We start from the raw sequence: 25,654 nt of genomic DNA on the forward strand, positions 1-25,654 counted from the left end.
TAAAGCGACCACTATTCAATAACTTAAACCCTATTTTACTTTATAAAACAAACTGGCTTTGTGTTTGCACCCTTACTGATAACTAATTTGTAAGGAGATAAAAATGAGTAACACAGTTAAAACAATCAACCCCGCAACTGAACAAACCATTGATACCTACACGCTGCTTTCTCAAGAGGAAGCTGAGCAAGTAGTAGAAAAATCTCACGAAACATATTTAAAATGGCGCCAAACCTCATTTACCGAGCGTGCTAAGTATTTAAATAAACTAGCCTCTTTATTTGAAGAGCAAAAAGAAGCCATTGCTAAGCTAATGACCGAAGAAATGGGTAAAGTGTACGAGCAAGGTTTTCAAGAAATTGAACTTTGCGCAGGTATTTGTCGTTATACAGCCGAAAACGGCCCACAAGTACTTGGCGATGAAGAGCGCGATATGGATGGCGGCCGCGCTATTGTTAGCTACCAACCAACGGGCGTTTTATTAGGTATTCAGCCTTGGAACTTCCCGCTTTACCAAGTAATTCGTTACAGTGCAGCTAACATTATGGCCGGTAACACCACCGTACTTAAACATGCCGGTAATGTATTTGGTATGGCAGAGAAAATCGATACCCTGTTTAAACAAGCGGGCTTCCCTGAATATTGCTTTAGCAACTTACTTATTGATGGCAAAACTGCCAGCGCACTTATTTCACATAAAGCAATCAGTGGCGTAACATTTACAGGCAGTGACGCTACCGGTAAAAAAGTAGCTGAAGAAGCAGGTAAATACGTTAAAAAAACAGTGCTTGAGCTTGGCAGTAACGATGCCTACTTAGTACTTGATGATGCAGATTTAGACCTTGCTGTTGAAACCTGTGTTACAGGGCGCATGATCAACAACGGCGAAACCTGTGTATCGGCAAAACGCTTTGTGGTTGTAGAATCACTATATGATGACTTTAAAGAAAAAATTAAAGCGCAATTTGAAGCATTAAAAATGGGCGACCCAATGGCCGAAGATACCGATCTAGGCCCAATGGCACGTGAAGATTTACGTGATAAAATTCACGACCAAGTAATGCAATCTGTTGAAGCAGGTGCAAATGTTGTAACAGGCGGTGAAGTACCATCGCAAACAGGTTACTACTACCCACCGACTATTCTTGATAATTTATCGCCGGGCATGCCAGCATACGATGACGAGTTATTTGGCCCTGTAGCCTCGCTCATTAAAGCAAAAGACAACGACGATGCAATGCGTATCGCCAACGACTCTCGCTATGGTTTAGGCGGTGGTATTTTCTCTAAAGATGAGAAAAAAGCCATTGAACTGGCTAAAAAGCACTTTGATACCGGTATGATCAATATTAACGGTTACGGCCTTGCCCAACCCAACCTACCGTTTGGTGGTGTTAAAGAAAGTGGTTACGGCCGAGAGCACGGCGGCTTTGGTATGCGCGAATTTGTGAATATCAAATGTATTATGATTAATAGCTAATTTAGCTACACCTGAGATACACGTATTTAAAGAATATTTATACGTGTTTTAAAAAATATTATTAAGCCTAAAGGTGAGCAATCACTTTTAGGCTTTTTTATGGACGAATCTGCATGGTTTTACGCACGAATAGATCTATACAACAAGTGTATTTAAAACCGTAAACACTGTGAGAGAAATTAAAAACAAAGCTGTCAATTGACTAATACTGAGCATAGAATTTAAACAACCTGGCTTAGCTAGGCAGGTAAGAGTGGTGAGCAAACGGTCAGTAAACTCGTTTTTGGACAGACCATTGTTACAAACTTAAGACGATTTCTATCTGTAAGATTACATTTACTACCCTAAATAAAAAATACCATCGTTTGACCGGTAGCACTACTGCTTTTTAACGCACAGAGACTATGCACTCAAAGTAGTGGCTTGCCACCAGCCAAGTCATTCTAGCTGAAACGTGCTCCTTGAAATAGTTTGGGCATTAGTACAGATTAATTAATATAAAGAAAAAGGAATACTTCTCTAGATATATTTCACTGCGGATAGCACTCACATAATCAAGGTTTTTTATTACCATCTTCCAGTTTTTTGGCTGTCATTGTGGTTTGATTTGAACTATCCACGTAGTTTAAGCAGCTTTGCTTTCTTATCTGGTAGATAGAGCTTTCTATATTTTAGGAATTCCTTCGGATATTTTCCTAGACCTGTTGATAGTATTATCTGATACGAACCCTTTAGTCCTTTGAATTTTTCTAAACATGCCAAGAGGTTATCTTCTTCGATTCCGGCTGTCTCCGGTGTGTCAACGAGTAAGAATCTAGGGAATGTTATTGAAGGGTCACTCAATGACATTTTTAAAAAAGTTAAATAGTACATTAATCTTATAGAGACTTTTGAACTAGCCTCCTTGTAAGTCCCCCCATTAATGATTGGCATATAGTTTTCCGAGCTAATTTTTGCTGTTCTACACTCGTCCAAAGATTCAGTCATGAGCTCGTTGTATAAACTGTTAAACTGTTTTAGTTTCTCTTGCATATCAAGCTCAGCTTTTGATTCGTGTAGCTTTCTATGAGATGCAGCGTTGTCAAATCTCACCTTAAGTTCGTCAGATTTTTTGATAAGCTCTAGGAGTTTCTCCTCCATAGTAAGTCTTTGGTTTAGTTTTGAAATATCATCTTTCAACTCAAAAATGAAAGAATCTACTTCTTCTAGATTTGATGAGGGCGAAATCTGCCCTGAAGATTCTATTTTTTCATTAAGGAGGTTTTTCATTCCATGCGCTTTTTCTGCGAAGCACCTGATTTTTTGCTTTAGTTCGTTCAACTCGAAAATACATGCCTCGTAAGCCACAACAATAGTTTCTCTAGATTTAACGCGGGATTTGAGAATATCTATATATTCATTTGATGTATATGTGAATCTCTCAAACCTCATTTCATCAACGGGATTCCCACAAATACAGTGATTTTCATCTATTTCCACTTCTTCTAAGCAATATGGACAAGTCTTAGAGTTAAATAGAGAGAGGTTATTATGTGTGTGGATTATTTTCTCGATATTCTTTATATCTTGATCTCTTTGTTTTATTAGTTCTTTTAAATCAACGATCTCTTTTAAAATAATATATTCTGAGCGTTTCATTTCAATGATATCTTGCTCTAATAACGAGATTTCATTTTTTAATATATCGATTTGAGTAGTCTGTAAGGGTTCAGGTAACGATTGTTTTGTTATCAGCTCTCTTTTTGAGAGTAGTTTACTTAAACGAGACTCCTTTTCATTCAGTTCACCTCTAATGGCATCTACATTTAAAATATCATTATTTCCCGATAGCTCATTTAAATTATCTACGAGTTTTCTGTACTCTTCAGATACATTCTTAGCAACTTGATATTCTTTATCAGCCTCTCTCTCTTTTGTTATTCCTGTATAAAGCTCTGAGAACTGATTACCAAGTAAAAGCTCAAAAATAGCCTTTCTGATCAATTCAGAATCAGTAAAAAAGTTCGTTTTGTTGTCTAAAGGCTTATAGATACCGCTTGGGTCAGGTAACTGATTGTGATAAATCAGCCTTAGTAAATCAGAAAAATTGAATTTAAAAGTACTATTACCTTGGCCTAAGCTAACAACGTCGATGCCCAGCTCATCAAGTATCCAATCAGAGAAAATATTATCGTTACTATTGGGAGCTCTAAAAATTCTGTATATTTGGGTTGTGTCAGCAACCACTTCCGGACTAAAAAAAGGTACACCATCATCATCTAAGTACTCAGCTACGAGTATCTCATTTTTTTGGATTTGACGACGTAGTAAGTAATTTTTACTATTTATAGAGATAAATAATTCAGCATAATTATTTTTATCATATGCTATTTGTTCGTGAGGATCATCTGACTTACTATCAAAGTGAGTTACTTTTCCTCCCAAACAGTAATAAATAAGACTATTTAGTGTTGTTTTTCCTGTTCCATTGTCAGCCTCTATGAGCACTATATTAGTATCGAATACTTCTGATTCGAAATAATATTTGTCTCCATAGTAGTTTATTTTATTTATTCTCAAACATGCCATGTTTTAACACCATTATTTTTATAAACTCTTTCAATAAACGTATCTAAGGAAAGGGCTGTTATTCGCTCAACAGATGATTTTAACTTTTTTATCTTTTCATATTCATTGCCAAACTCTTTTTTACTAAAAAACTCTTTAGGAATTACATCCTTGTTTAAAGTAAGATCTAAAGTGTCTAGGCTTTTACTTTTCCTTAACGTGATTAAGCCCCTTTTTTCTAGTGTAATCAAAAGAGAATTAAATCTAGTTATTTGAGTTACCCCATCTTTATATGATTCATATAGTATTTCTTTTTCTTGTTTAGAAGCATTAAACTCTGTTGATTTTATAATTGAGTCAAAAGTTTTAGTGTCACTTAATAGCAAGATTATGAATAATAGCTTCCGACTATCATTGAAATAGCTGCCATTTCTTTTTCCTAATCGATCTAGTGTTATTAATATCCAAAAGCACATATAGTAGGGATCATCACTAGAGCTGAACATAAGCCTTTTTTTTATATCACACATCGTTATACCTCGTTCAGAGCAATAAAACACTCATCAAACAGATCGTAGATTATACTTTTAATAATGACCTCATTTGACACCCTATAAGTAAAGTCATTTTTTAGTGCCTCGATTGTAGCAGTTGACTTCTCGAGCATATTTCCTATGGCTGTAATAATTTCATCTTGCGTATAGGTGCTCTGTGCATTGAGTGCTAAATACTCTGCACAAGCTAAGAAAACTCTATACTTCAGAGCTAAGAATGATTTCCCACTGTTTGTATCAATTTTTACTGTGCATGCCTCTCGCGAGTATATCCCGTGAAGTTGCTTAGAGAAATCAGGGCAGACAGACATGAGTTTATCCCCCAGGTTTCTTTTATCTGTGATTCTTTGAGATTCTTCATGGTACCTCTCCCATGAAGGATCTAATAGTTCAACGGAAATACTGCTCTCTGCGTTTTTGAATACCATTTTTACGTCAGAACCGGTGATAAACTTATTAGAAAACACATTATCATTCTGCCTCTCATCTAATAGTTCCATAAGTTCGCAAAAAATAGTCTCTTCTTTATCCTCATTACTAAGATTTGATAAGGGGCAGGTTTTGATTAGTTGCAGTACACTTGCCTTGAGAGCATCATTATCTTCATCATCGAAATGCCAATATATTTTGTCGAGAAAATTATTTGCCTCTTCTAGCGTTAAATTTTTGAGTATAGGGAAATAGGAGTTATCTAATTTATTTTGTTGTCTAGCCAGTTCTTGAGCGTAGTTTGCCGACTTTGGATTAGGAGTTTTGAAGTATTGACTACGATATTCTTCGAGAATGGTAGCTTTAAAGTATTCGAATGTTGATTGGTCTAGCGGGCCTCCGTCACTAAAAATTTTCAAAATTGGTTGAGCCGGAGGTGCTAAGTTAGTGCCGTTGAACAAGACCTTCTTTTTTTCTTTACCTATTGTTGCTGTCGTATAAAACCCTAGTTTTACGTTATCACTGGACTGCCAGTTCTTAAAGTAGATATCGAAAAAGCTAACTAAAGTATTCTTAACAGCTTCACTTTGGAGTGTAAAGGCACTATTGTCGTATGCTTTAAGTTCTTCAACTCTGGATTCATTATGCGACTCATTAACTATGGTATGGTCAACATCTTCTGTAATTTCAATCGCTGTGTAAAATAGTTGCCTATCGTTCTTAATGATTTCTTCAATCATCAGCTTGATTGCACGGATCTTTTGAAGTCGAAAGCCTTTGGTTTTATCTGAAGCTCCGCGATAAATAGTATCTTTAGGCATGTTATTCCAAACCACCACAAGTAGTGTAGTCCATATATAAGAAGACTGTAGTTATTATTAGATATTGAATTATAAGGATTAAACCTAAAAAACCAACAGAAAAGTTCTTGTGTTGTACCTTTATACAGCGCAGTTATTACCCAATTCAACTTCGAAACTTACTTTATTGCATCAACATCTTATCGGCACCGCTACTCCAATTCAGCGCGTTTCCAAAGCTCCATGTGCCTAATTACATTACCATAATTTCTTTCATAATCGCACGTTCTGCGTAGCCATTCAGTTGTGATGCCATTTGCAAAAACAAAGAAAGAGAAGGCAACACATGCAATGCTGAACAACAGACTTAATGTTTCGGGGCAGAAATGAGTTAAACCTGAAAGGTAGCTTCACATCCTGAGACATTCGGCACATAAAATATTAATTATGATTGGCAAGGTATTGTACTGTGTCGGATGGCGCTTCGCTTATCCGACCTACACAAGCTAACAGCTAGCTCTTCTCAAACCTTGGAACCTTTCGTTTATCGGCTTTGCTCATAGCAAGCTCTTGAATTTCTTCTTGCTTTAGCTCTTTTGGTTTATCTTCTAATGAATGCTGCTTGGCGTTTTCATACACCAGCTCGGTAAGTAGTGCAAAATGATCAGAGCCATATTTAGCAAGGCGCTTAATGCGCTTTACTTTAAACCCTGGGCTGTGAAATAAATGATCGAGCGGCCAACGCATAAAAAAGTAACTTGCGTGAAAGGTGTTATAAAAGCCACGGCCTTTACGTGGGTCTAAAAAACCACTTATTTGCATAAATAAACGGGTGCTGCGCGACCATGCCACATCGTTTAAGTCACCGGCTACAATGGTCGGGCGTGTTGGCTTTTTAAGTGCTTTAGCGACCATTATTAGCTCTGAGTCACGTGGGCGCGATGAGTCTTCTTCAGTGGGGCTTGGTGGCGCGGGGTGTATAAAGTGCCCTTGCATTTCAAGGCCTTCATTGTTTTCGAACAGAATATGAATTGAAGGAATATCATCTTCAATGAGCTCACATATTTGCGCATCAAGAATTTTAAATTTACTGTATAAATGCATGCCGTAGCGGTTGTCTTTAGGGCATTCAATATAATAGGGGTAGTTTTTTTTAAGAACAGCTAATTTATTTTCCCACCAGCTGTCGCTTTCAAGGGTAATTAATAAGTCGGGCTGGTGTTTATCAACCAGTGAGATTAGTTGCTCACTATTGTGGTTTGACATAAGCACATTAGCCGACATGATTCTTACACTGTGATCTTCGCTCACGGAGGCCGTTTTAACTTCTTTTTTAGCAAGCCAAGTGTAAGGAAATATCCACTTACCTTGTAATGCCATGGTTAGTAATGCGGTTAAAGCAGTATACAAATACCCGCTATTGCCGCTTTGCCACAGTAAATAAAACGATATAATTGCAACAGCGCTGGCTATATAAAATACCTGTAGTCGAACAAAGTCGCAGCTGCGCACTAAGTAGTGCTGACTGTACGACATAGGTAACAAGGTCACTAATAAAAAAAAGCCAATGATTATAGCCAGTGCAATGAGCATTGAAATATCCTTATAAATTGTACTTAACGAGTTAAAATTGAAAGTATTTCTCGGGTATCGTGCACCATGTGTATAACTGTACTGTCTATTTTTATACTTACTGTACCATTATCTCTAGATCGTTCAATAACGCGGCCTTGTTTATATACGTTGCGGTCTAGGTAATCGCCTCTATGGTAACGCTTACTTAACCCTGGTGGCGTCCACCCAGCACGCACTAACTTTTTTTGCTGCTTTTTAGATAGTTTCTTACTGCTTTTATAGTTGTGCTGCTGATGTTTATGGTGGCCATTTTTATGGCCGTGATTGTCTTTGTCGGGCTTTGCCTGTGCATTAACGCTAACCAAGGCACCCGCTAAAAAAACCGTATATAAAAACGCTTTCATAAATAATCTCTAATAATATTAATAGCTAAAGATTATCAAACACGCCTGAACATCATATGAAACTGCAAGCAGCTATTTATCTTGGCTTGTACTGTGTTTTGCAATGGCTGCGCATTATGGCTGGGTCTCGCAGTTTTAAATGCTTGGTTTTACGCCCTGCGTGGCGTTTACGCCACACTTTAAAACTCCCCTTTGAAATGTGCTCTCGCATAAACAATACCAGCTGTGAATAATTAAGCCCGTATAACTGCTCTATAGCCTCAAAGGGGGTTCTGTCTTCCCACGCCATTTCTATAATTCGCGATTGCTGCTCTGCGTTAAACATGGTTATCTCTTAAAATTTAAACTTATACGAGAAGAAAAAATACATAGATCATCACCTCAAAACCGAATATCGCTGTATAATAAACACACTAACATAAGAAAAAATCGGATTTACATTTATGCGCACATTACTGCTGCTTTTAGCTTTTAGTTTTTCTTCGCTTTTATTAGCAGCGCCTAATAAAACATTGCGCTGTGCAACTACCCATTACCCGCCTTTTACAATTTATGACGATGAAACACATACCTTTACGGGCATAGACATAGACTATTTAGCTTTTATAGAGCGTAATTTAAATTTAAACATTGAGGTGGTGCATTTACCGTGGGCTCGTATTAAAAAAGAAATGAAGTTAGGTTACTACGATTGTTACTTTGCGCTGGCAAATAATACCGAGCGTGCGCAATATTTAGAATTTACCACTGAGCCGCTACACACCACCCAATTTGGTTTATTTAGCACAGAAAAAGCAAACCTTAATAATGACTTATCAAATTCACGCATTGCTATGCTAAGAGGCGTTAAATTACCCAATGTACTGGCAAAAGAATACAATATTAAACAAAGCAACTTTATGCATTCACTCTCCACTAAAGCCACGTTTGATTTGCTTGATAAACAGCGTGTTGACTACGCAATAACTAATTATCAAGCCGGTTTATGGTACTCAAAAGGCTATAAAAACATATATGCTAAGCAGCTTGAAGGCTACGCCCTACCTGTTTATATTGCTTTTAAGCACGGCGTGGTCGACACCGCACTCGTTGATGAGCAAATAAAACGCTATAAAGCGCAATTCGGTGTGCATTAATAAGGTAGGCAATGTTAACTAAATTACCAAAATGGGTTGAGTACGGCGCGTTTGCGCTCGCTTTTATTGCTGGCATTGTGAATGCTGTAGGGTTATTAGGGTTTGAGCATCAGGCTATTTCGCACCTTTCGGGCAGTGTAACGCTACTTGGCATTACATTAATGAGTAACATCTCTAGCGCACTATTGCTATTGGCTGTAGTGCTGAGCTTTATGCTTGGCTCTGCCCTTTCTGGTTTTTTACTTACCGGCGGCTCGTTAAAGCTGGGGCGCCATTACGACACCCTATTATTTATTGAAGGCCTATTGCTGCTTTTAAGCGCCTATTTACTCAGCCGCGCCCATGTTTATGGCATTACGCTTGCCTCTGCTGCCTGTGGTTTACAAAACGCCCTTGCCACTAACTACAGCGGTGCAGTAGTGCGCACCACTCATTTAACCGGTATTTTTACCGACCTAGGTTTAATGATAGGCAAAGCGCTAAAAGGTGAACCCTTTGATACCCGCAAAGGCGTAATATTTATACTTATTATTGCCGGCTTTTTACTAGGTGGAGTGTGCGGGTTTATGCTTTATGAACACTTAGGCCTACTTGCTTTAACCGTGCCCGCTGCGGCTTGCTTTATATTATCGCTAACTTATCGGGTATATAGAATACGCGCACTTTAACGCAAGCGGTTTAAAAACTGTTTAAAACACCTTACCATGGCGTTAATAAAGCGTTACTCACCTTAAAGGAATGTATGAAACCTTATATTTTGCCGCTGTTATTACCACTCAGCCACGTTGCACTTGCTGATAATAAAAACGATGATGCAATAGAAACCATAACAACCACCGCATCACGTACAGAAGCACTGGCTACCCCCTATCCACTTACTATTAGCACCTTATCTGAGGCGCAGTTAAATAGCATTGCGCCTACTCATGTTGAAGAGTCGTTACAACGTATTGCAGGTGCTAACGTACAGCGCGGAAATGGGCAAGAATACCTACCGGCACTTCGCTCGCCGGTGCTCTCGGGCGCGGCAGCCTGTGGCGGCATACTAACCCTTGAAGATGGCATTCCACTGCGTGCTGCAGGCTTTTGTAATATTAACGAGCTTTTTGAAGCGCATAGCGAAATGGCGCAGCGTATTGAAGTATTAAAAGGGCCGGGCTCTGCACTGTATGGCTCAAACTCCGTACACGGTGTAATTAACGTAATAACCCCTGATACAACCCAAGGCGGTGGATTAGTCGGGCTTGATTATGGCTCATATGGGTATGCCCGTTATAAGTTTCGCGCTGGGCAAGACTTCGGCAACAGTGGTATTGGCATAAACGCCAGTGTTACCGACGATACCGGTTACCGCGATGATGAAAGCGTTAAACAGCAAAAAATAAATATTCGTCATCGTTTTGAGCGCTCAAACCTATTGCTTACCTCTGGTCTTACATACACAAATTTAGATCAGCACACTGCGGGCTTTATTACGGGTTTTGAAAGCTATAAAAACGAAGACATAGCACAGCAAAACTTTGACCCCGATGCATTTAGAAAAGCCCGCTCATTTAGAGCGTGGAGCAACGCCCAGTGGCAATTAAAAAACGGCAATGTGCTTTCTATTACGCCGTATGTGCGCGACCAAAGCATGGACTTTTTTAAGCACTTTTTACCTGGCACCCCGCTTGAAACTAACAGTCAAACAGGCATAGGTGTGCAATCGCTTTATCAACATAACTTGCAAAGTAATGTAAAAGTAAACCTAGGGCTTGATGGCGAATATACTCGCAGCGACTTTACTCAAAGCCAAAACGAGCCAACTCAAGGCTCTGCATTTTTAGTAGCCACAGTACCGCAAGGCAAACACTACGATTACGATGTAAACGCAACCCTGTATGCGCCGTTTGCATCAGTTGAGTGGCAATTAAATAAATGGTTTATTAGCGCCGGCCTCAGGTATGAGCATATGCAGTACGATTACACTAATAATATGCTCACAGGGCGCACAACAGAAGACGGCACAGAATGTGGTTTTGGCGGTTGCCGTTATAGCCGCCCAGCCAGTGGTAAAAATAGCTTTAGCAATACCTCACCTAAATTTGGCGTGAGCTACAAGGCCAACAAAAATAATACGCTATACGCTAACTTTTCGCGTGGCTACCGAGCGCCGCAAGCGGCAGAGCTTTACCAATTACAACGCGAGCAAACCACCGCCGATTTAAACCCCGAAATAGCCAATAATGCCGAGCTTGGTTTAAAAGGATATTACAGCAATATAAGTTACGCATTGGCTGTGTATGCTATGAGCAAACACAATACTATTTATCGCGATAGCGACTTCTTTAACGTTAATGATGGCAGTTCACGTCACAGAGGTATTGAGCTTGAAGTAGATTATGCATTAAGCAAAACGCTTAACTTACAATTTGCAGGTACGCATGCAAAGCACACGTATACCAATAATCAGTTAATTAATGGGCTAAATATAAACGGTAACAACGTAGACACCGCGCCTCGCAATGTGGCTAACCTTGATTTAACCTGGCAAGCCTTTAATAACCTAGCGCTTGCACTGCAATGGCATAGCGTAAGTAGTTACTATACCGACCCAGAAAACCTACATAGCTACGAGGGGCATGATATTTTAAGCTTGCGTGCAAAGTGGCAAGTTACCAATAATTTAGAAGTGCTTGCACGTATAATTAACCTTACCGACGAAGCTTATGCAGAGCGTGCTGATTACACCAGCTTTACTGGCGATAGGTACTTCCCTGGTAAACCGCGTAACGCCATGCTTTCAGCTACGTACACGTGGTAAAACCATGTATAAAGGTTAATTTAAATCGCCCATATATTTAGTGGGCGATTTTCCCATTACCTTTTTAAACATAGTTATAAACGCACTCACCGATTCGTACCCCAATAATGCCGACACTTGCTGTACACTTTGTCCATCTGATAGTGCCTGCAGCGCTGTAATTATATGTAATTGCATTCTCCACTTACCAAAGGTCATACCGGTTTGCTTTTTTATAAGCCGTGCCAACGTCCGCTCGGTTAAAGCAAAGTCGTGTGCCCATTGTGCAAGGGTTTTACGATTATTTGGCTGTGCGAGTAACTGCTGCCCCATTGCTTGAATAACCGCATGCTTAGATAACACAAAGTCGAGCGGCTGGGCGGGCATTTCAATTAATAAATCAAACAGTACCTGAGCTAAACGTGCTGTTTTAGAGCCTTCATTATAGGCTTGGTGTTCGCTTGCTAGTTTTAGCATTAAACTTTTTACCAACCCTGTTATTGCTAATGTACAGGTATGCTGTGGCATGCCGTGCTTATTAGCATCAATAAATACAAAACATAATTTGGCGTTATCAGATGCGCGATTGCTGTGTAAGGTATTTGCAGGTACCCAAATAGCACTGTGCGTTGGCACCATCCACATTTTGTTAGCCGCTTCGCAGGTAACATAACCATCAAGCGCTAAAATTAGCTGCCCCTTAGGGTGAGTATGTAACGGGTATTCTTTGCTGCCTTGTGCGGTATCTACTTTGGCAATTATAGGCTGTGCCATGTGCTCGTAGTTTTGTAGGTATCCCCACCCTTTAGGCTCAAACATATTTTGTCAGTTTTTAGTTATTTAATGTCAGTATAGCTAAATTATAATACTGCTGATTTGTTTATACTAGCGCCAATAATTAGCTAACTTATTTTGTAATAATGACTCACACACCTCACAGTAATGCTGGTATGTCGCGCTTTTCAAGCGTATTGCTTGTAATAGGTATTTTACTTATTGCTGCCAATTTACGTGCGCCTTTTACAGGGGTTGCCCCTGTTCTTGAACAAATAATTGCGCATTTTAATTTAACCGCTTCGCAAGCAGGCTTTATTACCACGTTACCGCTAATTGCCTTTGCCATTATATCGCCTATGGCTGCAAGCCTCGCTAAACGCCAAGGGCTTGAGCGCACATTGTTTTTTGCTGTATTTTTAATATTACTGGGCATTGCCGCACGGGTGGTTAATTCATCCATTATGCTCTTTGTAGGCACAGCCATAATAGGTGCAGGTATTGCCATAGCTAACGTATTGCTACCAAGTATAATAAAACGCGACTTTGCGGCAAAAGTAGCGGTAATGACCTCTGCTTATGTACTCACTATGGGCATTGCCTCGGGTGGCTTTTCAGCATTAGTTTATCCGCTTAGCCAATATGAAGGGTTAGGTTGGCAGTTTGCATTAGGGGCTAGTGCACTCATTACAATTACCACTTTAATTGTGTGGATGGCGCAATTAAATAAACACACAAAACCGGCACAAACAGCACAGGCCTCAACACTTAATAAAAGCGTATGGCGCTACCTACTTGCTTGGCAAATTACCTTGTTACTGGGGCTAAATTCATTTTTAAATTACATCATTATTACTTGGCTGCCTAGCATACTCACCGAAGCGGGCCAAAGCGCAACGCAAGCAGGCGCGTATCATGGTGCTTTTCAAATTGCGACCGCCATACCTGGGCTTGTGCTTATACCTTTGCTAGGAAAATTAAAAGATCAAAGTGCGCTTAGCTTTATACTTGCATCACTGAGTGCGTGCTGTGCGCTAGGACTACTTTATATGCCAAGCTTTGCATTAGTGTGGACGCTACTACTTGGCTTTAGCTCGGGGGCGTGTTTTATTTTAGGGCTGTCGTTTATTAGCTTACGTACCGATAACTCCACGCAAGCGGCTTCGCTTTCGGGTATGTCACAAAGTATTGGCTATTTGTTGGCGGCTATTGGCCCTATGGTAGCTGGGGCGCTACATACAAGTACCGGCAGCTGGAGTGCGCCGCTTTGGTTATGTGCAGGTGCAGGTGTGTTATGTGCTACATGTGGATGGTTTAGCGGCAAAAACACCACGCTTAATAATAGTTAACTTACTAGCTGCTGTAACCATGAAAACAAACCCGTTGCTGGCTTTTTTGCGGGGCGATGCTTTTGCTCAAAGCGCTTATTAGCGGCTTGACGTTGCTCGCGGCGCAGCTGTGCTAAATTAGCTTTTGCAGCAAAACGCAAACGCTGCTCTTGAGTTAGTTCGTCATTAAAGTTAATAGCTGACTTTTTAACTGCTCGCTACTTTTCGGTGAACTACACATATTTTTCTCCAAATGACTGTCTTATAAATAGACAGTCATTTGGTTAAAAAATTTCAATTAATAATCTTTGCTTATCATTTTGTGCTGTTTAGCATTTAGCACACCTCATTTAATACGGCGAGGTAGAGCGACATGCTTCTATTTCATTGGTGGTCGGTTTTTTTAAAAATTTAACGCTGTGGTTCTTTTCGTCAATTTTAACTATATCCATAACGGCCATTTTTTTTAGCCAACCAAACATAGGTAAAAACTGCCATTTTTTTGCAAAGGTGTTGGCGTTATTACAAATATCTTCGGCGTAATTTAAAGGTGGCGTAAACTTATCGTGGTACTGGTGCAATACCCAGTCATCAATGTAATTAAGCTTTATATTGCTTACTTTGCACTGCATTGCAAAGTCGGTGTCTTCTGCGCCGTAACCAATAAACTGCTCATCAAAACCATTAACTTTATTAAAGTCACGTTTGTTAATCACAAAAATTAAAGACCAAAAAGTTAAAAAGTCTACCTCTTCGTTTATAGGTAAGTTTTTGCGTTTAGGGTGATCAACAGCTTCCTCCACTAATAATTCATAGTTACCGCTTTTGGGCACATACGGTAAATACTTTGCTTTAGCACTGACCACTAATCCGTGGGTTAGTTTAGCAAGTAAACTTTCAAAAAGTGTTGGGGAGCAAATGCAATCTACGTCTATAAATATAACGTCGTTTTGCTGCGCATTTTTAACCCCCGTGTTGCGCGCTTTAGCAAGGGGTAAGCCGTTTTCTTGTATGTACACATTTTTGGTCACAAAAGACGTGTTTGGGGTAACATTATGGCTGTTTTTTTCATCCATCCACACCACCACCATATCAGATGGGCGAAGCGTGCTATTTTCTATACTGTGGATAAGGTTAGCAAGCTGCTGGTGGCGGCCTTTAACAATAGTAACGATTGAAAAATTATGACTCAATTGCAACCTCCTTAACTAATTCTACAAACTCGCTGGTAAACTGTTCTGTAGCATTTATTATTTGTGTTTTACTTGTTTGGGTTTTTCTTACATTAACCAACGCAGCCTCTATTTGGGCATTGTTGTGCTGTAAAAACGCTGAAAAAGGCAAATGCACTGCGAGGTTATTTTTAGCTAACATGCGCGCTTTTTCATCTTGCTCTTGGTAGGGTCTGTTTTCGGGTATAACAATCAGCTTTTTCCCCAGTGATAACAACTGTGATACTGCGTTATTGCCACCACTTGTTACAACCACATTTGCTGAAATCGCTTGATCTATATTGCTCACTTTGCCTTTGTAGGTTACTCCTTCAATGGCTTCACCTTGGCAACCAATAACCTCAACGTGTTCGGTGTACTTAATCAGTGTACGGGCAATTAATGCCGCGCTTCGGGCATCGGTCATTAGCAAAGTAATACAACTGCCAAAATCTGTATTGGTGGCGCTTTCACAACCTGTGTATTTTGATATAAATCCTAAATAATGAGTTTTATTAAAATAGCTGTAGTGAGGTGTTTCTAGCTGCTTTGGGTACGGGGCATATAGTTTAGTCGCGCATTCGTAAGCAAACACTTGCGTGGGATCGCCACTAATATCACCCGAATGGCGCTGCATTAAAACAGGTAAACCAATGCTTCTGGCCATAATAGTAAGTTCGGCCGATACATCACTGATAAATAGTACCGGTTTGTATTGCTGCGCCAATAGGTTAAAGGTTATGGAGCGTTCAAGTGGCGCTTCGCTATATTCTACTCCTTCAAATGCAGTGTTATAGCTTCTTTGTACAGCGCTTTGGCCTGCCCATTTAGAAGGTAGCTTTTCAAAAATGCTCCGCTTACACACTTTATTCAAAGCAATTTTTACGTTTAAATCACCATAAAGCACCACTACGTTATAGCTATTTTGTAACTTAGTAATAAGTAACTCAGCACGTGTAATGTGGCCCGCGCCATGATGGTGAACATAAAAAAATACAGTCGGTAAATTTGGCTCATATAAGTGCTGCATATTCGGCCTCATAATTTGAAACAGTCACGTTAAAGTCGAAGTTTTTAGCAAAAGATTGGCACGCTTGCGGCGATACTTTGCCTAGCTTTTTAATGGCAGATACAGCTTCATCCACATTGTTTAGTGCAGTACACACGTTAGAAAATCGTAGTTCCTCTGGTATGGCTGTTTTAAAGCCTACAACAGGTATACCGTGAGCAAGCGCTTCTATGGTGGTTAGGCCAAAAGGTTCGTTCCACTTAGAGGTAGCTAAAAACAAACAAGATTTAGCAAGCTGTGTAAACAATTCATCGTGTTTTAAATGCCCAATATAATAAATGGAGTCTGTAAGTAGCGGCTCGACGTGAGCATTAAAGTATTCCCTATCCTCAACGGGGCCAGCTATGCATAATTTGCGCTGTAATTTTTGCGCTATTTTAATCGCCGATACTAGGTCTTTTTCGGCGTTAATACGTCCCATCCAAAATAAATCGTGGGTTTTATTAATTTTTTGCACACACTCACTTTTGGGTAGAGTAACGCCATTTGAAATCACTTTAATGGCACTACCTAGGTGAGCCTCCCACTCTTTGCATAACCTGTTAGATACAGCAATATAGCGGTGATCGCTACGCGCTTTATGCAACTTATGTATTAAACCTAACTTTGGTGATACTGGGGCATGTAAAGTAATTACGCTTTTTATATTATGAAGTAATGCCACATCATAGAGTGCATGGTAGTAACTGTGGTAATGCACAACGTCGTAATACGAATTATCGATTAGCGCAAACTGGGCGGCCTGATACAGTTTTTGGCCTTCTTCTTCTGTGGTTATGTTGTCTTTCATGCGCAGGGGAGATTCATCTAACTGTAAAATGTTAAACTCGTTTTCTTCATCAGCGTCTTTACACAACACATCAACAGTGTGCCCTTTTTTACAAAGTGCGTTAGCTAAATTAGCAACAAAGGCCTCTGTACCCCCCTTAAAAGGTTGTCGCAAAGAAACTATAGGGCTTGCGACCATTAGTATTCTCATGCGATTCTCCCTAATATATTGCTGTATTCGCTGCACATTTTAGCTATAGGGAAATTACGCGCGCTTTTAATTACATCATTTTTATTTAACGAAAAAGAAGCTTCAAGCGCGGCGGCTAAACTGTTTACGTTATTGCCTTTAGCAAGTACGCCTGCCCCTTCACTGACTATTTCAGCAAACGCACCGCGATTAAACGACACCACTGGCGTACCTGTTGCCATAGCTTCTAAAGTAGAAAGCCCAAATGGCTCATCCCAGCGGGTGCCAAATACAGCAGCTTTGGCATTTGCCAATTGGAGTTTAATACTGTGGTGATCAAGATGCCCTAAATAGCTATCGCAGGGCCTTAGCAAAGGCCGTACTACATCATCCATATAGTGTTTATCTGCGATGGGGCCGGCAAATTTAATAGCAATACCCATTTGTTGCGCTGTAGATATTGCTATATCAATGCCCTTACTCGGTAATATTCGGCCATAAGTAAACACATAATCTTGAGGGTTCTTTGTTACCTGCCAACGTTTAAGGTCTATACCATTGTAAGTAACTTCTACTTTGTCGTTTATAAAGGGCTTCCACGCCTCAGCTAAAGAATGCGACACTGCGGTGAAGTGTATAAACGGCGAGTAAGAAGCCAGCCCCACAACCGCTTTAAGTTTTGAATAAGGCGGCGTATGCAATGTGGTTAACATGGGAATGTTATGTTTACTGGCCCACAATATGGGGATGGGATTAAGAGAGTTATTATGTACTACGTCAAACTGCTCTTTAGTTATATCGGCCATTACCTTGAGCATAAAATCGTTTTCAACTATATCGGGGTATTGTTGATATTGGCTGTTATCTATTTGAAACGATTTTAAATTACAGTTAACCTCGCTGTCTGGGTGAGCATACAAAGTAACCTCATACACTGATTGGTAGTATTCAACCAGTGCACCAGTAAAGGCTTCTAGCCCACCAGCATAGGGCGATTTAATAGGAAATCGAGGGTGAGCTATAATCGCAAATTTCATACTGCAAGCTCCTCGCGTCCGTGCGGCTTTTTATACAAAAGAACCCATGGCGCTTCCTTTTTGCTTTTTGCAGTAAACATTTTTTTCATTAACTGCCAATCACTGCTTGGCGCTGTTTCAAAGGGTAAAAACTCTAATAAAGAATCTTTTTTAAATATTATGCTTTCCAGCGGTCTTTGATAAGTGCGATCTACTTTCTTTGTGTTATCAAAGTAGTAAGGAGTAAAAACAAAGTCCTCTTCAAAGCCTTCGTTTATTAGTTTAAAAGTGTGCTTTTCATCAAATACGTCATCATCTGTACGAAAAACCACAAAGTCACTCAACGTAGCTTGCAGCCCCACGTTATAAGCCGTAAACCGACAGTTTAGCTGGTGATCAATATAAATGATGTTTGGGTCAATCGCCTTTAACCTTAGGCGTAAGTTATACCTTTGTTTGTACTTTTGCGTTGAATTATCAACAATGGTTATGATGCAGTTACTGGCGTATTTTTGTATTTCTTTAACCCGATCTATAACACCTTCATTGCAGTGGTAAGTTACTAACACAATGGCAGTTTTACAGTATCTTTTGCTTTTCATTATTCTTCCTTAGCCACATTTTTATTTAAAACCGCTTTAAACAAGGGCATTAATTTCCGTATCTATTACGCTAATAAATTAAGCGCTAACTTTTGTAATCGTTAAAATAAGCACTTAATTGCTTTAAGCGCAGCTCTAAGGCTAATTTTTCAGAGAGTTTCCAGTGTGGTAGTTTTTTTAAACGTGATTTGGCCGCTTCTAATTCAGCCCCAACTTCGCTTGTAGATAAAATTCTCATTTGTTTCACCTCATAATAAATATGCAGTCCATAAGAATTTATCAGCAAATAACAAGCCAAATAGGTACAGCTAAAAATCAAACATATATTTATAAATATCAAAAACTTATATTTTAAAAAAGTGGAAATGTGTTTTTATAAAGGGGAGCATAGGCATATATTTCAATAAAATATGAAAATAATTCACAAAGCGCTTTAGCTTATAAATACTTAATCACTCGCGTTAAAAAAACGCTCTAAAGCAACAATAAACAGATTTAAATATAAAAAAGAATACAAAAGGAAGGGTAATTTAAATAGCTGCTAGTGGGACTCTCCCACTAGCAAGGCATGGCTAATAAGGCGTTTTATTTACTCAGCGCCCATTGCGCTTATGATTGAGGCGTAGTTTCAAAAGCCGGCACTTGGTGTAAATCGTTTAGCCATGTAAGCGTTGATTGCGACCAAATTTGCGCAGCTGGTGTAAATTCATCACGCTGATCAACGGCCCCTATGCGCAGGCCGTACACTCTATCGGCTTTTGCTTCGTTGGTTGCGTAAAGTGTAGTGCCGCACGTACCACAAAAACCTTGTGCGCGTTTATTACCGCTTTGTGCTGTTTTAACATACTCTTTTGGCTCGCCTTTAGTAAATACCACCGAGTTTGGCTCAGCCATAATTACCGCTCTAAATGGCCCACTCGACATGCGTTGGCAATCGCTACAATGACATACAAGTACGTTATTATTTTGCGACTGAGCTTGGTATTTAATTTCACCACAATAGCAGCTTCCAGTAATTTTCATTTTACTCTCCTTGAGCATGTTTAAAGGTGTTTAACCTAGGGCGTGTTGACCTTTGCGGATTGAAATTTGTTCAATCTAGGGGCGATTAAAATCGCGGCGCGAGGTTTGTAACCTAGTGGGCTAAGTAAAAACCGAGCAACAAAGAGTTTATCGCCCCTAGGCAGAACCCGCAGGGCAGCGCATGTTTGGCATTTATGCAGCGTTATCGCCTATTTATGGGGAATAACCACACTTCATAGGCTCTGCCTTGCCTAAAAACCAAACATACTGCTGCAAATTCAACCATCAAAGATCAACACGCCCTAAATAAGCTAAAATAATTTTAGGCAGCTCTTGCGCGTATTGCTGCGCCGATAAATCACACGCAATCGCAGGGGTTAAATCGTGATACAGCACTTTATCAAGCAATGAGCTGACAATTAAAAATACTGCCGTACCTGCCGCCGTTTCGCTCACTTTGGTATCTGTTTGGCTAATTAGTTGCGCTAACCGCTGATAAATTACTCGCCTGTTTATGTGTTTATCACTGCCTAATAACTCACTGTGTAAACGCGAATTTAAATGCAGGGTTCTAAATACCCCCTGCTGTGATGATAAAAACACATAGGTTTTATGGCATAAAGTGTTAACTACATCGTCTAAGTTTTTATAGTGCTGCGCCTCAAGCTCACTTACCCAGTTATCTAATGCAATACCAAAGTCTTGATACAGCATAGGCAGCAGCGACTCTTTATTTTTAAAGCGACGGTAAAACGTACCTACCGACACCTCGGCGTAATCGGCCAGCTCTTTTATACTTATGTGCTCAAAAAACTTACTTTTTAAACTGTGATGCAGCGCTTTTACTAGTTTTTCTTGGGTTTGTTGGCTGCGTTGTTGCTTAGGCGCCAAAAAAGGGTGTTCAGACATAAATTCAAACATGTTGAGTTGTAAGCGCACGTACTGTGCAGCTTGTTAATATAAACAACAATACCCAGCCAACAATTACATTACTCGCTGGGTAGTTATGTCGTTATTTTTGGCTATTTAAATAATCTACCGCTAATTGGCTAAGCGCTTTGGTACCCACTTTAAACGATGACTCATCGGCATAAAAATAAGGTGAGTGGTTACTTGCTACCGTCTTTAAGTCTTGGTCGTCAGGCGTACCACCTAAAAATACAAATACACTAGGTATTTCTAGGGCATAAAACGAAAAGTCTTCTGCGCCGGTTATTTTACCCATTTCTTGCACGTTTTGTTTACCGGCTGCTTTTTCAAGGCTAGGTAACATTTGCGCAGTAAGTTCAGGGTTATTAACCGTTACTGGGTAACCTTCATGAATATGCACATCGGCCGTAGCCCCCGATGATTTAGCAATATGTGTAGCGGTTGTTTTAATATTTTCAAAGATTTGCGCGCGATTATCCATATCAAAATTACGAATAGTGCCAACCATTTCAACTTCTTCAGGAATTATATTATTACGCACACCACCCGCTATTTTACCAAACGACACAATAGCAGGCTCTTTGGTTATATTCACTTGGCGGCTAACAATATGGTTAACGCCCGTTACAATTTGCGCAGCGGCAGCAATAGGGTCAACGCCTGTCCATGGTGCTGAGCCATGTGCTTGGCGACCGTGTACGGTTATTTCAAAGCGATCAGCACTGGCCATAAACGGCCCACTTCGATAGCCAATTTTACCCGTGTGTAGGCTCGATGTAATATGTAGACCAAATGCTACGTCAGGTTTGTATTTTTTAAATATACCTTCTTTAAGCATTAGCTCTGCACCGCCCTCTTCGCCTAAAGGTGCGCCCTCTTCAGCAGGCTGAAACACAAACATGATGTTGCCATGCAATTCATCTTTCATATTTGCTAATACTTCGGCTGCGCCCATTAGCATAGCTACGTGCGTGTCGTGGCCACAAGCGTGCATTATGCCTACATCAACGCCACGGAAATTTGTGGTTTTGGTTGATTTAAATGGCACATCTGTTTTTTCTGTTACCGGTAGCGCATCCATATCGGCGCGTAGCATTACTGTAGGGCCAGGCTTTGCGCCTTTTAAAATACCAACAACACCTGTGTAAGCAATATCGGTTTGTACTTGCATACCTAACGACTTTAAATGTTTAGCCACAATGCCTGCGGTACGCGTTTCGCGATTACCAAGCTCAGGGTTTTGGTGAAAGTCGCGTCGCCACTCAATTACCTGCTGCTCTACATTTTTAACGTGCTGTTCAAGGTTTGCCTGCGCGTTAAACGCACCAAGTGCAGCAAAACCTAATGCCACTGAGAGTAATGATTTTTTCATCCTGTTTTCCTTTATTATTTTAATGAAGCCCAACAACCGATTTAGTGTTATCGAAAAGTGCTGTTGAGTTATAGCCTACACCATTTTTAAATACAGTTTCCATATTACGGATAGCCGACGCATCTTTAGCAAAGTCGCCATTAACAATAACCAAGTCGGCATGTTTACCTACTTCAATACTACCTATTGTATTTTGCTTATTTAAATACTGCGCTGCATTTAACGTAGCTATTTTTATTGCTTGTGGCTGCATAAACCCAGCCTCTACGAGTAATTCAATTGCACGCTGGTTGGAAAAGCCAGCAATAACGCCGCCATAACCTGTTGGGTCGGTGCCCACCATTAATTTACCACCAGCGGCTACAAACATTTTTTCTAGCTGCATCATTTTTTTAAATACTAAAGGCCAACTAGATTCGCTCTGCTTTGCTATTTTTTCAAAGCGCGACTCGTACTGATCACGTACTTGCGGTATTAATGCATCAAGTGCTTTTGGGTAGGCTTTAGGGCGACCTTTAGTAAAGGTTTCAAATACAGTAAGTGTAGAGGTAAGTACTACATTTTTAGCCACTAAGTAATTTATTAGACTCGTTACTTCTGGCGAGTTTATATCTAACTCAACAAACGATTGCTGTACGTCTTTATTACTTGGGCATACATCTTTTTGTTTGTTTTTAACAAAGTCGGTGGCGGCAAAAAAGCCATGTTCTAGGTTATCAATACCTAAAGCGGCTGCTTCGCGGTATGTAACTGAACATAAATGAGCCGTTACTTTGTTATTTTGCTCGTGCGCTTTTTTAATAACAACATCAAGCTCATTTTGATTAATATGCATATACGCTTTATATGAGGTAACCCCCTCTAAGCCCCAGTAGTCCATCATTTTTTTAGCATCGTCTGCATCGCGTAGCGACTTTATTTTTAAAATAGGTAAACCGGGGCCATTTAAATACGGCGCCGTTACATCTATATCTGGGCCTAAACTTTTACCTGCGTTTATATCATCTCTTAATTTTAAATCAGCATATGGTGCAGTGGTGCCTGCAGTACGAATTGTGGTTGCACCGCCTGCTAAATATAGGCGAGGAAAGCTGTAAAGCATTTCGGTGTAATGTGCTTTACCGGTAGGATAAAACATGTGCTCGTGCATCATCACCAATCCCGGAATTAATGTTTTTCCACTACCGTCAATAATATTCACACCTTTAGCGACGCCTACTTCTGCTGTGGCGCCTATATTCACAATTTTATTTTTATTTATTACAACCGTTTGATTAGTTTGTGCCGGTTTGCCGGTGCCATCGATTAACGTGATATTTTTAATTGCATAACGCCCCGCTTGATAACGTACAAATTGCTCATCAACTGCATAACTTGTAAAGCTAGTTAAAGCGCAAGCAATTAATAATAAAGATTTTTTAATTTTTTTAAATGCGTACATAGATATACTCATAGTGTGTGCTCATCTTGGTAGAAGACATTACTATAAATGCACCACCTAAAAATGTAAATCAGGATTCACATTTTAATTCATCATACTTTAATAAATCTTTTTTACTGTACTCTTTTTAAATTACACGGAATGACCATGAAAAATCGAATCGCTAAAAAGCACGCTTTAAAATCAACATTGGCACTGACTATTGCACTCGCATTGAGTGGCTGCAATATTGATGGTGAAGATAATAACGACCCTGTCGTTGTAGAAACACCAGAGCCTGCACCGGTTACTTTGCGCGTGATGGAAACAACCGACATACACATGTATTTATCTAACTACGATTACTTTGCACAAGCCCCCTCAGAAACCTTAGGGTTTGTTAATACCGCTACCCTTATAAAAGAAGCCCGCAATGAAGTGCAAAACAGTGTACTTGTTGATAATGGTGATTTAATTCAAAACAGCCCGCTTGGCGATTACGAAGCGATTGTACGTAAAGACGATATTTTAAATGGCGCAACCCATGTGGCCTTTAAAGCAATGAACTTGCTTGATTACGATGTTGCTAACTTAGGAAACCATGAGTTTAATTTTGGCTTAGAGTTTTTAGATGCCACATTAAGTGGTGCCGACTTCCCGTATATTAATGCCAATGTATACGTTGATGATGGAGATGATGACGACAGCAACGATGAAAACCGTTACACACCGTACTACCTTCAAGATAAAACCGTATTTGATATAAACGGCAACGAACAAACAATTAAAATTGGTTACTTAGGCCTTACCCCACCGCAAATTATGCAATGGGATAGCGCGCACTTACAAGGTAAGGTCATTGCTAAAGATATTGTTGCTACTGCTGAAAAGTTCATTCCACAAATGAAAGCACAAGGCGCCGATATTATTATTGCCATTCCGCACTCTGGGTTAACAGCCAGCGCCCAAGAAGACCTCGCTGAAAATACGGCGCTTTACCTGTCTAAAGTAGATGACGTAGATGCCATATTGTTTGGTCATAACCACCGTTTGTTTCCGGGTGATTCGTCGTACGATGGCTATGAATCGGCGGGTATTGATAACGTAAACGGTAAACTTAATGGCGTACCGGCTGTTATGCCTGGCTTTTTTGGCAATAACTTAGGGGTTATTGATTTGATTGTTGAGCCAAACGATGAAGGCGGCTGGGAAGTAACAAGCTCAAAAGTAGAAACCCGCGCCATTAGTGGTACAGATGAAAACGGCGACTTTGTTGATTTAGCTGCTGTAGATACCGATGTAGCTGCCGCAATTGAACTTGAACACCAAGCAACGATTGATTGGGTGAGCGAACCATTTGCTGAAATTTCAAACCCAATTTATAGCTTTTTTGCTTTGGTACAAGACGATCCGTCAATTCAAATAGTATCAGATGCACAAATAGCGTGGGGTAAAGCATTTATTCAAGGCACTGAGCTTGATGGCTTACCTGTGCTTTCGGCAGCAGCCCCTTTTAGAGCTGGGCGCAATGGTATTGAAGATTATACCAATGTAAAAGCAGGCGATATTACCCTACTAGATACCGTTAGTTTATATGTGTTTCCAAACACTATTCGTATAGTAAAAGTAACAGGTAGCGATGTTAAAGAGTGGCTTGAACGCTCTGCGGGTCAGTTTAATCAAATTGATGTAAACAGCAGCGCTGAGCAAAACCTACTCGATACCACTTTTCCTACTTTTAACTTTGATATTATTGACGGTGTTACCTTTGAAATTGACGTCACTCAGCCAAAACGATACGACAACGATGGCGTATTAATAAGTGAAAACAATTCGCGCATTACTAACTTGCAATACCAAGGTGAAGCGATAGATTTAGAGGCAGAGTTTTTAATTGTAACTAATAACTATCGTGCATCGGGCGGCGGAAACTTCCCGGCGATTGATGGTACTAGCCGTGAAACATTTGAAGGCCCAGATGAAAACCGCGGTGTGCTGCGTAGTTATATTATTAGCGAAGCCGCTAAAAGTAGCACAGGCAGTATTGACCCTTCGGCCGATAATAACTGGCGCTTTAGCACCGTGACCACCAGCACAGAGCTAAACGTTGTGTTTAGAACATCACCGCTTGATGAGGTAGCTACTATTGCACAAACACTCCCTGCTGTTGCGCCTACCTCACCACTTAAAACAGACGAAAATGGTTTTGCGCTATACACCATAGATTTAAAGCAATAACCTTTA

At 40.1% G+C, this 25,654-nt stretch carries 24 protein-coding genes; 6 read left to right on the top strand and 18 right to left on the bottom strand.

What is annotated here, in order from left to right; all coding sequences use genetic code 11:
* Positions 1-103 precede the first annotated feature (103 nt).
* On the top strand, positions 104-1,480 hold the full coding sequence (locus PSH50_RS19255; protein WP_004588502.1) for an NAD-dependent succinate-semialdehyde dehydrogenase: 1,377 nt from the start codon (positions 104-106) through the stop codon (positions 1,478-1,480).
* 612 nt (positions 1,481-2,092) lie between these two features.
* Here PSH50_RS19255 and PSH50_RS19260 read toward each other — a convergent pair.
* From PSH50_RS19260 to PSH50_RS19285, 6 genes are all read right to left on the bottom strand, one after another.
* Positions 2,093-4,048 (bottom strand): hypothetical protein, encoded by a 1,956-nt coding sequence (locus PSH50_RS19260; protein ID WP_273587923.1) that lies wholly within the window; start codon positions 4,046-4,048, stop codon positions 2,093-2,095.
* Positions 4,036-4,557 carry a hypothetical protein gene (locus tag PSH50_RS19265; protein ID WP_138577597.1) on the bottom strand — a complete coding sequence of 174 codons (522 nt, stop codon included), beginning with the start codon at positions 4,555-4,557 and terminating at the stop codon, positions 4,036-4,038. Before PSH50_RS19265 ends, PSH50_RS19260 begins: the two co-directional genes overlap by 13 nt.
* A gap of 2 nt (positions 4,558-4,559) precedes the next feature.
* Positions 4,560-5,831, bottom strand: a complete 1,272-nt coding sequence (locus PSH50_RS19270) for a hypothetical protein (RefSeq protein ID WP_138577599.1) — start codon at positions 5,829-5,831, stop codon at positions 4,560-4,562.
* A 492-nt stretch (positions 5,832-6,323) separates the two neighbouring features.
* On the bottom strand, positions 6,324-7,403 hold the full coding sequence (locus PSH50_RS19275; RefSeq protein ID WP_054983512.1) for an endonuclease/exonuclease/phosphatase family protein: 1,080 nt from the start codon (positions 7,401-7,403) through the stop codon (positions 6,324-6,326).
* 23 nt (positions 7,404-7,426) lie between these two features.
* Complete coding sequence (locus PSH50_RS19280) at positions 7,427-7,789, bottom strand: hypothetical protein (protein WP_024031662.1); 363 nt, start codon at positions 7,787-7,789, stop codon at positions 7,427-7,429.
* Between the two features lie 76 nt (positions 7,790-7,865).
* Positions 7,866-8,114, bottom strand: a complete 249-nt coding sequence (locus PSH50_RS19285; RefSeq protein ID WP_004588496.1) for a TIGR03643 family protein — start codon at positions 8,112-8,114, stop codon at positions 7,866-7,868.
* A gap of 118 nt (positions 8,115-8,232) precedes the next feature.
* Between PSH50_RS19285 and PSH50_RS19290 the strand changes: the two genes are divergently transcribed.
* From PSH50_RS19290 to PSH50_RS19300, 3 genes are all read left to right on the top strand, one after another.
* The gene (locus PSH50_RS19290) at positions 8,233-8,925 is read left to right on the top strand and encodes an ABC transporter substrate-binding protein (RefSeq protein ID WP_273587924.1); all 693 of its coding nucleotides are present in this window, start codon (positions 8,233-8,235) and stop codon (positions 8,923-8,925) included.
* An 11-nt stretch (positions 8,926-8,936) separates the two neighbouring features.
* A complete protein-coding gene (locus PSH50_RS19295; protein ID WP_273587925.1) occupies positions 8,937-9,593 on the top strand; it encodes a YoaK family protein in 657 nt (218 codons plus the stop codon).
* A 74-nt stretch (positions 9,594-9,667) separates the two neighbouring features.
* Complete coding sequence (locus PSH50_RS19300) at positions 9,668-11,728, top strand: TonB-dependent receptor (protein WP_273587926.1); 2,061 nt, start codon at positions 9,668-9,670, stop codon at positions 11,726-11,728.
* A 15-nt stretch (positions 11,729-11,743) separates the two neighbouring features.
* Here PSH50_RS19300 and PSH50_RS19305 read toward each other — a convergent pair whose 3' ends face one another.
* The gene (locus tag PSH50_RS19305; protein ID WP_273587927.1) at positions 11,744-12,526 is read right to left on the bottom strand and encodes a helix-turn-helix domain-containing protein; all 783 of its coding nucleotides are present in this window, start codon (positions 12,524-12,526) and stop codon (positions 11,744-11,746) included.
* Between the two features lie 101 nt (positions 12,527-12,627).
* Here PSH50_RS19305 and PSH50_RS19310 point away from each other — a divergent pair, with 101 nt between their 5' ends.
* Positions 12,628-13,830: an MFS transporter gene (locus PSH50_RS19310; RefSeq protein ID WP_031289394.1), complete on the top strand. Its 1,203-nt coding sequence runs from the start codon at positions 12,628-12,630 to the stop codon at positions 13,828-13,830.
* On the opposite strand, the gene PSH50_RS19315 is transcribed toward PSH50_RS19310, so the two are convergent.
* From PSH50_RS19315 to PSH50_RS19365, 11 genes are all read right to left on the bottom strand, one after another.
* On the bottom strand, positions 13,827-13,970 hold the full coding sequence (locus PSH50_RS19315; RefSeq protein ID WP_273587928.1) for a hypothetical protein: 144 nt from the start codon (positions 13,968-13,970) through the stop codon (positions 13,827-13,829). The two genes, PSH50_RS19310 and PSH50_RS19315, sit on opposite strands and share 4 nt — an antisense overlap.
* Positions 13,971-14,159: 189 nt before the next feature.
* On the bottom strand, positions 14,160-15,002 hold the full coding sequence (locus PSH50_RS19320; RefSeq protein ID WP_273587929.1) for a glycosyltransferase family 2 protein: 843 nt from the start codon (positions 15,000-15,002) through the stop codon (positions 14,160-14,162).
* Positions 14,992-16,050, bottom strand: coding sequence for a glycosyltransferase (locus PSH50_RS19325; RefSeq protein ID WP_273587930.1), 1,059 nt, complete (start codon positions 16,048-16,050; stop codon positions 14,992-14,994). The genes PSH50_RS19320 and PSH50_RS19325 overlap by 11 nt, the downstream gene beginning before the upstream one ends.
* Positions 16,034-17,068 (bottom strand): glycosyltransferase, encoded by a 1,035-nt coding sequence (locus tag PSH50_RS19330; RefSeq protein WP_182673301.1) that lies wholly within the window; start codon positions 17,066-17,068, stop codon positions 16,034-16,036. Before PSH50_RS19330 ends, PSH50_RS19325 begins: the two co-directional genes overlap by 17 nt.
* Positions 17,065-18,084, bottom strand: a complete 1,020-nt coding sequence (locus PSH50_RS19335; protein WP_273587933.1) for a glycosyltransferase — start codon at positions 18,082-18,084, stop codon at positions 17,065-17,067. Before PSH50_RS19335 ends, PSH50_RS19330 begins: the two co-directional genes overlap by 4 nt.
* Complete coding sequence (locus PSH50_RS19340; RefSeq protein WP_273587934.1) at positions 18,081-18,665, bottom strand: glycosyltransferase; 585 nt, start codon at positions 18,663-18,665, stop codon at positions 18,081-18,083. Before PSH50_RS19340 ends, PSH50_RS19335 begins: the two co-directional genes overlap by 4 nt.
* Positions 18,666-18,750: 85 nt before the next feature.
* Positions 18,751-18,903: a hypothetical protein gene (locus PSH50_RS19345; RefSeq protein ID WP_024031649.1), complete on the bottom strand. Its 153-nt coding sequence runs from the start codon at positions 18,901-18,903 to the stop codon at positions 18,751-18,753.
* Between the two features lie 371 nt (positions 18,904-19,274).
* On the bottom strand, positions 19,275-19,688 hold the full coding sequence (locus tag PSH50_RS19350) for a GFA family protein (RefSeq protein WP_004588484.1): 414 nt from the start codon (positions 19,686-19,688) through the stop codon (positions 19,275-19,277).
* A 285-nt stretch (positions 19,689-19,973) separates the two neighbouring features.
* On the bottom strand, positions 19,974-20,597 hold the full coding sequence (locus PSH50_RS19355) for a TetR/AcrR family transcriptional regulator (RefSeq protein WP_273587935.1): 624 nt from the start codon (positions 20,595-20,597) through the stop codon (positions 19,974-19,976).
* Between the two features lie 103 nt (positions 20,598-20,700).
* Positions 20,701-21,990 (bottom strand): M20 family metallopeptidase, encoded by a 1,290-nt coding sequence (locus PSH50_RS19360; protein WP_273587936.1) that lies wholly within the window; start codon positions 21,988-21,990, stop codon positions 20,701-20,703.
* A 19-nt stretch (positions 21,991-22,009) separates the two neighbouring features.
* Positions 22,010-23,443, bottom strand: a complete 1,434-nt coding sequence (locus PSH50_RS19365; RefSeq protein ID WP_055254757.1) for an amidohydrolase family protein — start codon at positions 23,441-23,443, stop codon at positions 22,010-22,012.
* 135 nt (positions 23,444-23,578) lie between these two features.
* Here PSH50_RS19365 and PSH50_RS19370 point away from each other — a divergent pair, with 135 nt between their 5' ends.
* The gene (locus tag PSH50_RS19370) at positions 23,579-25,648 is read left to right on the top strand and encodes a bifunctional 2',3'-cyclic-nucleotide 2'-phosphodiesterase/3'-nucleotidase (RefSeq protein WP_273587937.1); all 2,070 of its coding nucleotides are present in this window, start codon (positions 23,579-23,581) and stop codon (positions 25,646-25,648) included.
* Positions 25,649-25,654: the final 6 nt, after the last annotated feature.

This window comes from Pseudoalteromonas sp. Angola-7, from assembly GCF_028599255.1.
Classification (GTDB): domain Bacteria; phylum Pseudomonadota; class Gammaproteobacteria; order Enterobacterales; family Alteromonadaceae; genus Pseudoalteromonas; species Pseudoalteromonas atlantica.

What these genes read in the sequence shown, in the direction of transcription:
- PSH50_RS19255 (WP_004588502.1), top strand. Translation starts at nt 104, where the DNA reads ATGAGTAACACAGTTAAAACAATCAACCCCGCAACTGAACAAACCATT.
- PSH50_RS19260 (WP_273587923.1), bottom strand. Translation starts at nt 4,048, where the DNA reads ATGGCATGTTTGAGAATAAATAAAATAAACTACTATGGAGACAAATAT.
- PSH50_RS19265 (WP_138577597.1), bottom strand. Translation starts at nt 4,557, where the DNA reads ATGTGTGATATAAAAAAAAGGCTTATGTTCAGCTCTAGTGATGATCCC.
- PSH50_RS19270 (WP_138577599.1), bottom strand. Translation starts at nt 5,831, where the DNA reads ATGCCTAAAGATACTATTTATCGCGGAGCTTCAGATAAAACCAAAGGC.
- PSH50_RS19275 (WP_054983512.1), bottom strand. Translation starts at nt 7,403, where the DNA reads ATGCTCATTGCACTGGCTATAATCATTGGCTTTTTTTTATTAGTGACC.
- PSH50_RS19280 (WP_024031662.1), bottom strand. Translation starts at nt 7,789, where the DNA reads ATGAAAGCGTTTTTATATACGGTTTTTTTAGCGGGTGCCTTGGTTAGC.
- PSH50_RS19285 (WP_004588496.1), bottom strand. Translation starts at nt 8,114, where the DNA reads ATGTTTAACGCAGAGCAGCAATCGCGAATTATAGAAATGGCGTGGGAA.
- PSH50_RS19290 (WP_273587924.1), top strand. Translation starts at nt 8,233, where the DNA reads ATGCGCACATTACTGCTGCTTTTAGCTTTTAGTTTTTCTTCGCTTTTA.
- PSH50_RS19295 (WP_273587925.1), top strand. Translation starts at nt 8,937, where the DNA reads ATGTTAACTAAATTACCAAAATGGGTTGAGTACGGCGCGTTTGCGCTC.
- PSH50_RS19300 (WP_273587926.1), top strand. Translation starts at nt 9,668, where the DNA reads ATGAAACCTTATATTTTGCCGCTGTTATTACCACTCAGCCACGTTGCA.
- PSH50_RS19305 (WP_273587927.1), bottom strand. Translation starts at nt 12,526, where the DNA reads ATGTTTGAGCCTAAAGGGTGGGGATACCTACAAAACTACGAGCACATG.
- PSH50_RS19310 (WP_031289394.1), top strand. Translation starts at nt 12,628, where the DNA reads ATGACTCACACACCTCACAGTAATGCTGGTATGTCGCGCTTTTCAAGC.
- PSH50_RS19325 (WP_273587930.1), bottom strand. Translation starts at nt 16,050, where the DNA reads ATGCAGCACTTATATGAGCCAAATTTACCGACTGTATTTTTTTATGTT.
- PSH50_RS19330 (WP_182673301.1), bottom strand. Translation starts at nt 17,068, where the DNA reads ATGAGAATACTAATGGTCGCAAGCCCTATAGTTTCTTTGCGACAACCT.
- PSH50_RS19335 (WP_273587933.1), bottom strand. Translation starts at nt 18,084, where the DNA reads ATGAAATTTGCGATTATAGCTCACCCTCGATTTCCTATTAAATCGCCC.
- PSH50_RS19340 (WP_273587934.1), bottom strand. Translation starts at nt 18,665, where the DNA reads ATGAAAAGCAAAAGATACTGTAAAACTGCCATTGTGTTAGTAACTTAC.
- PSH50_RS19345 (WP_024031649.1), bottom strand. Translation starts at nt 18,903, where the DNA reads ATGAGAATTTTATCTACAAGCGAAGTTGGGGCTGAATTAGAAGCGGCC.
- PSH50_RS19350 (WP_004588484.1), bottom strand. Translation starts at nt 19,688, where the DNA reads ATGAAAATTACTGGAAGCTGCTATTGTGGTGAAATTAAATACCAAGCT.
- PSH50_RS19355 (WP_273587935.1), bottom strand. Translation starts at nt 20,597, where the DNA reads ATGTCTGAACACCCTTTTTTGGCGCCTAAGCAACAACGCAGCCAACAA.
- PSH50_RS19360 (WP_273587936.1), bottom strand. Translation starts at nt 21,990, where the DNA reads ATGAAAAAATCATTACTCTCAGTGGCATTAGGTTTTGCTGCACTTGGT.
- PSH50_RS19365 (WP_055254757.1), bottom strand. Translation starts at nt 23,443, where the DNA reads ATGAGTATATCTATGTACGCATTTAAAAAAATTAAAAAATCTTTATTA.
- PSH50_RS19370 (WP_273587937.1), top strand. Translation starts at nt 23,579, where the DNA reads ATGAAAAATCGAATCGCTAAAAAGCACGCTTTAAAATCAACATTGGCA.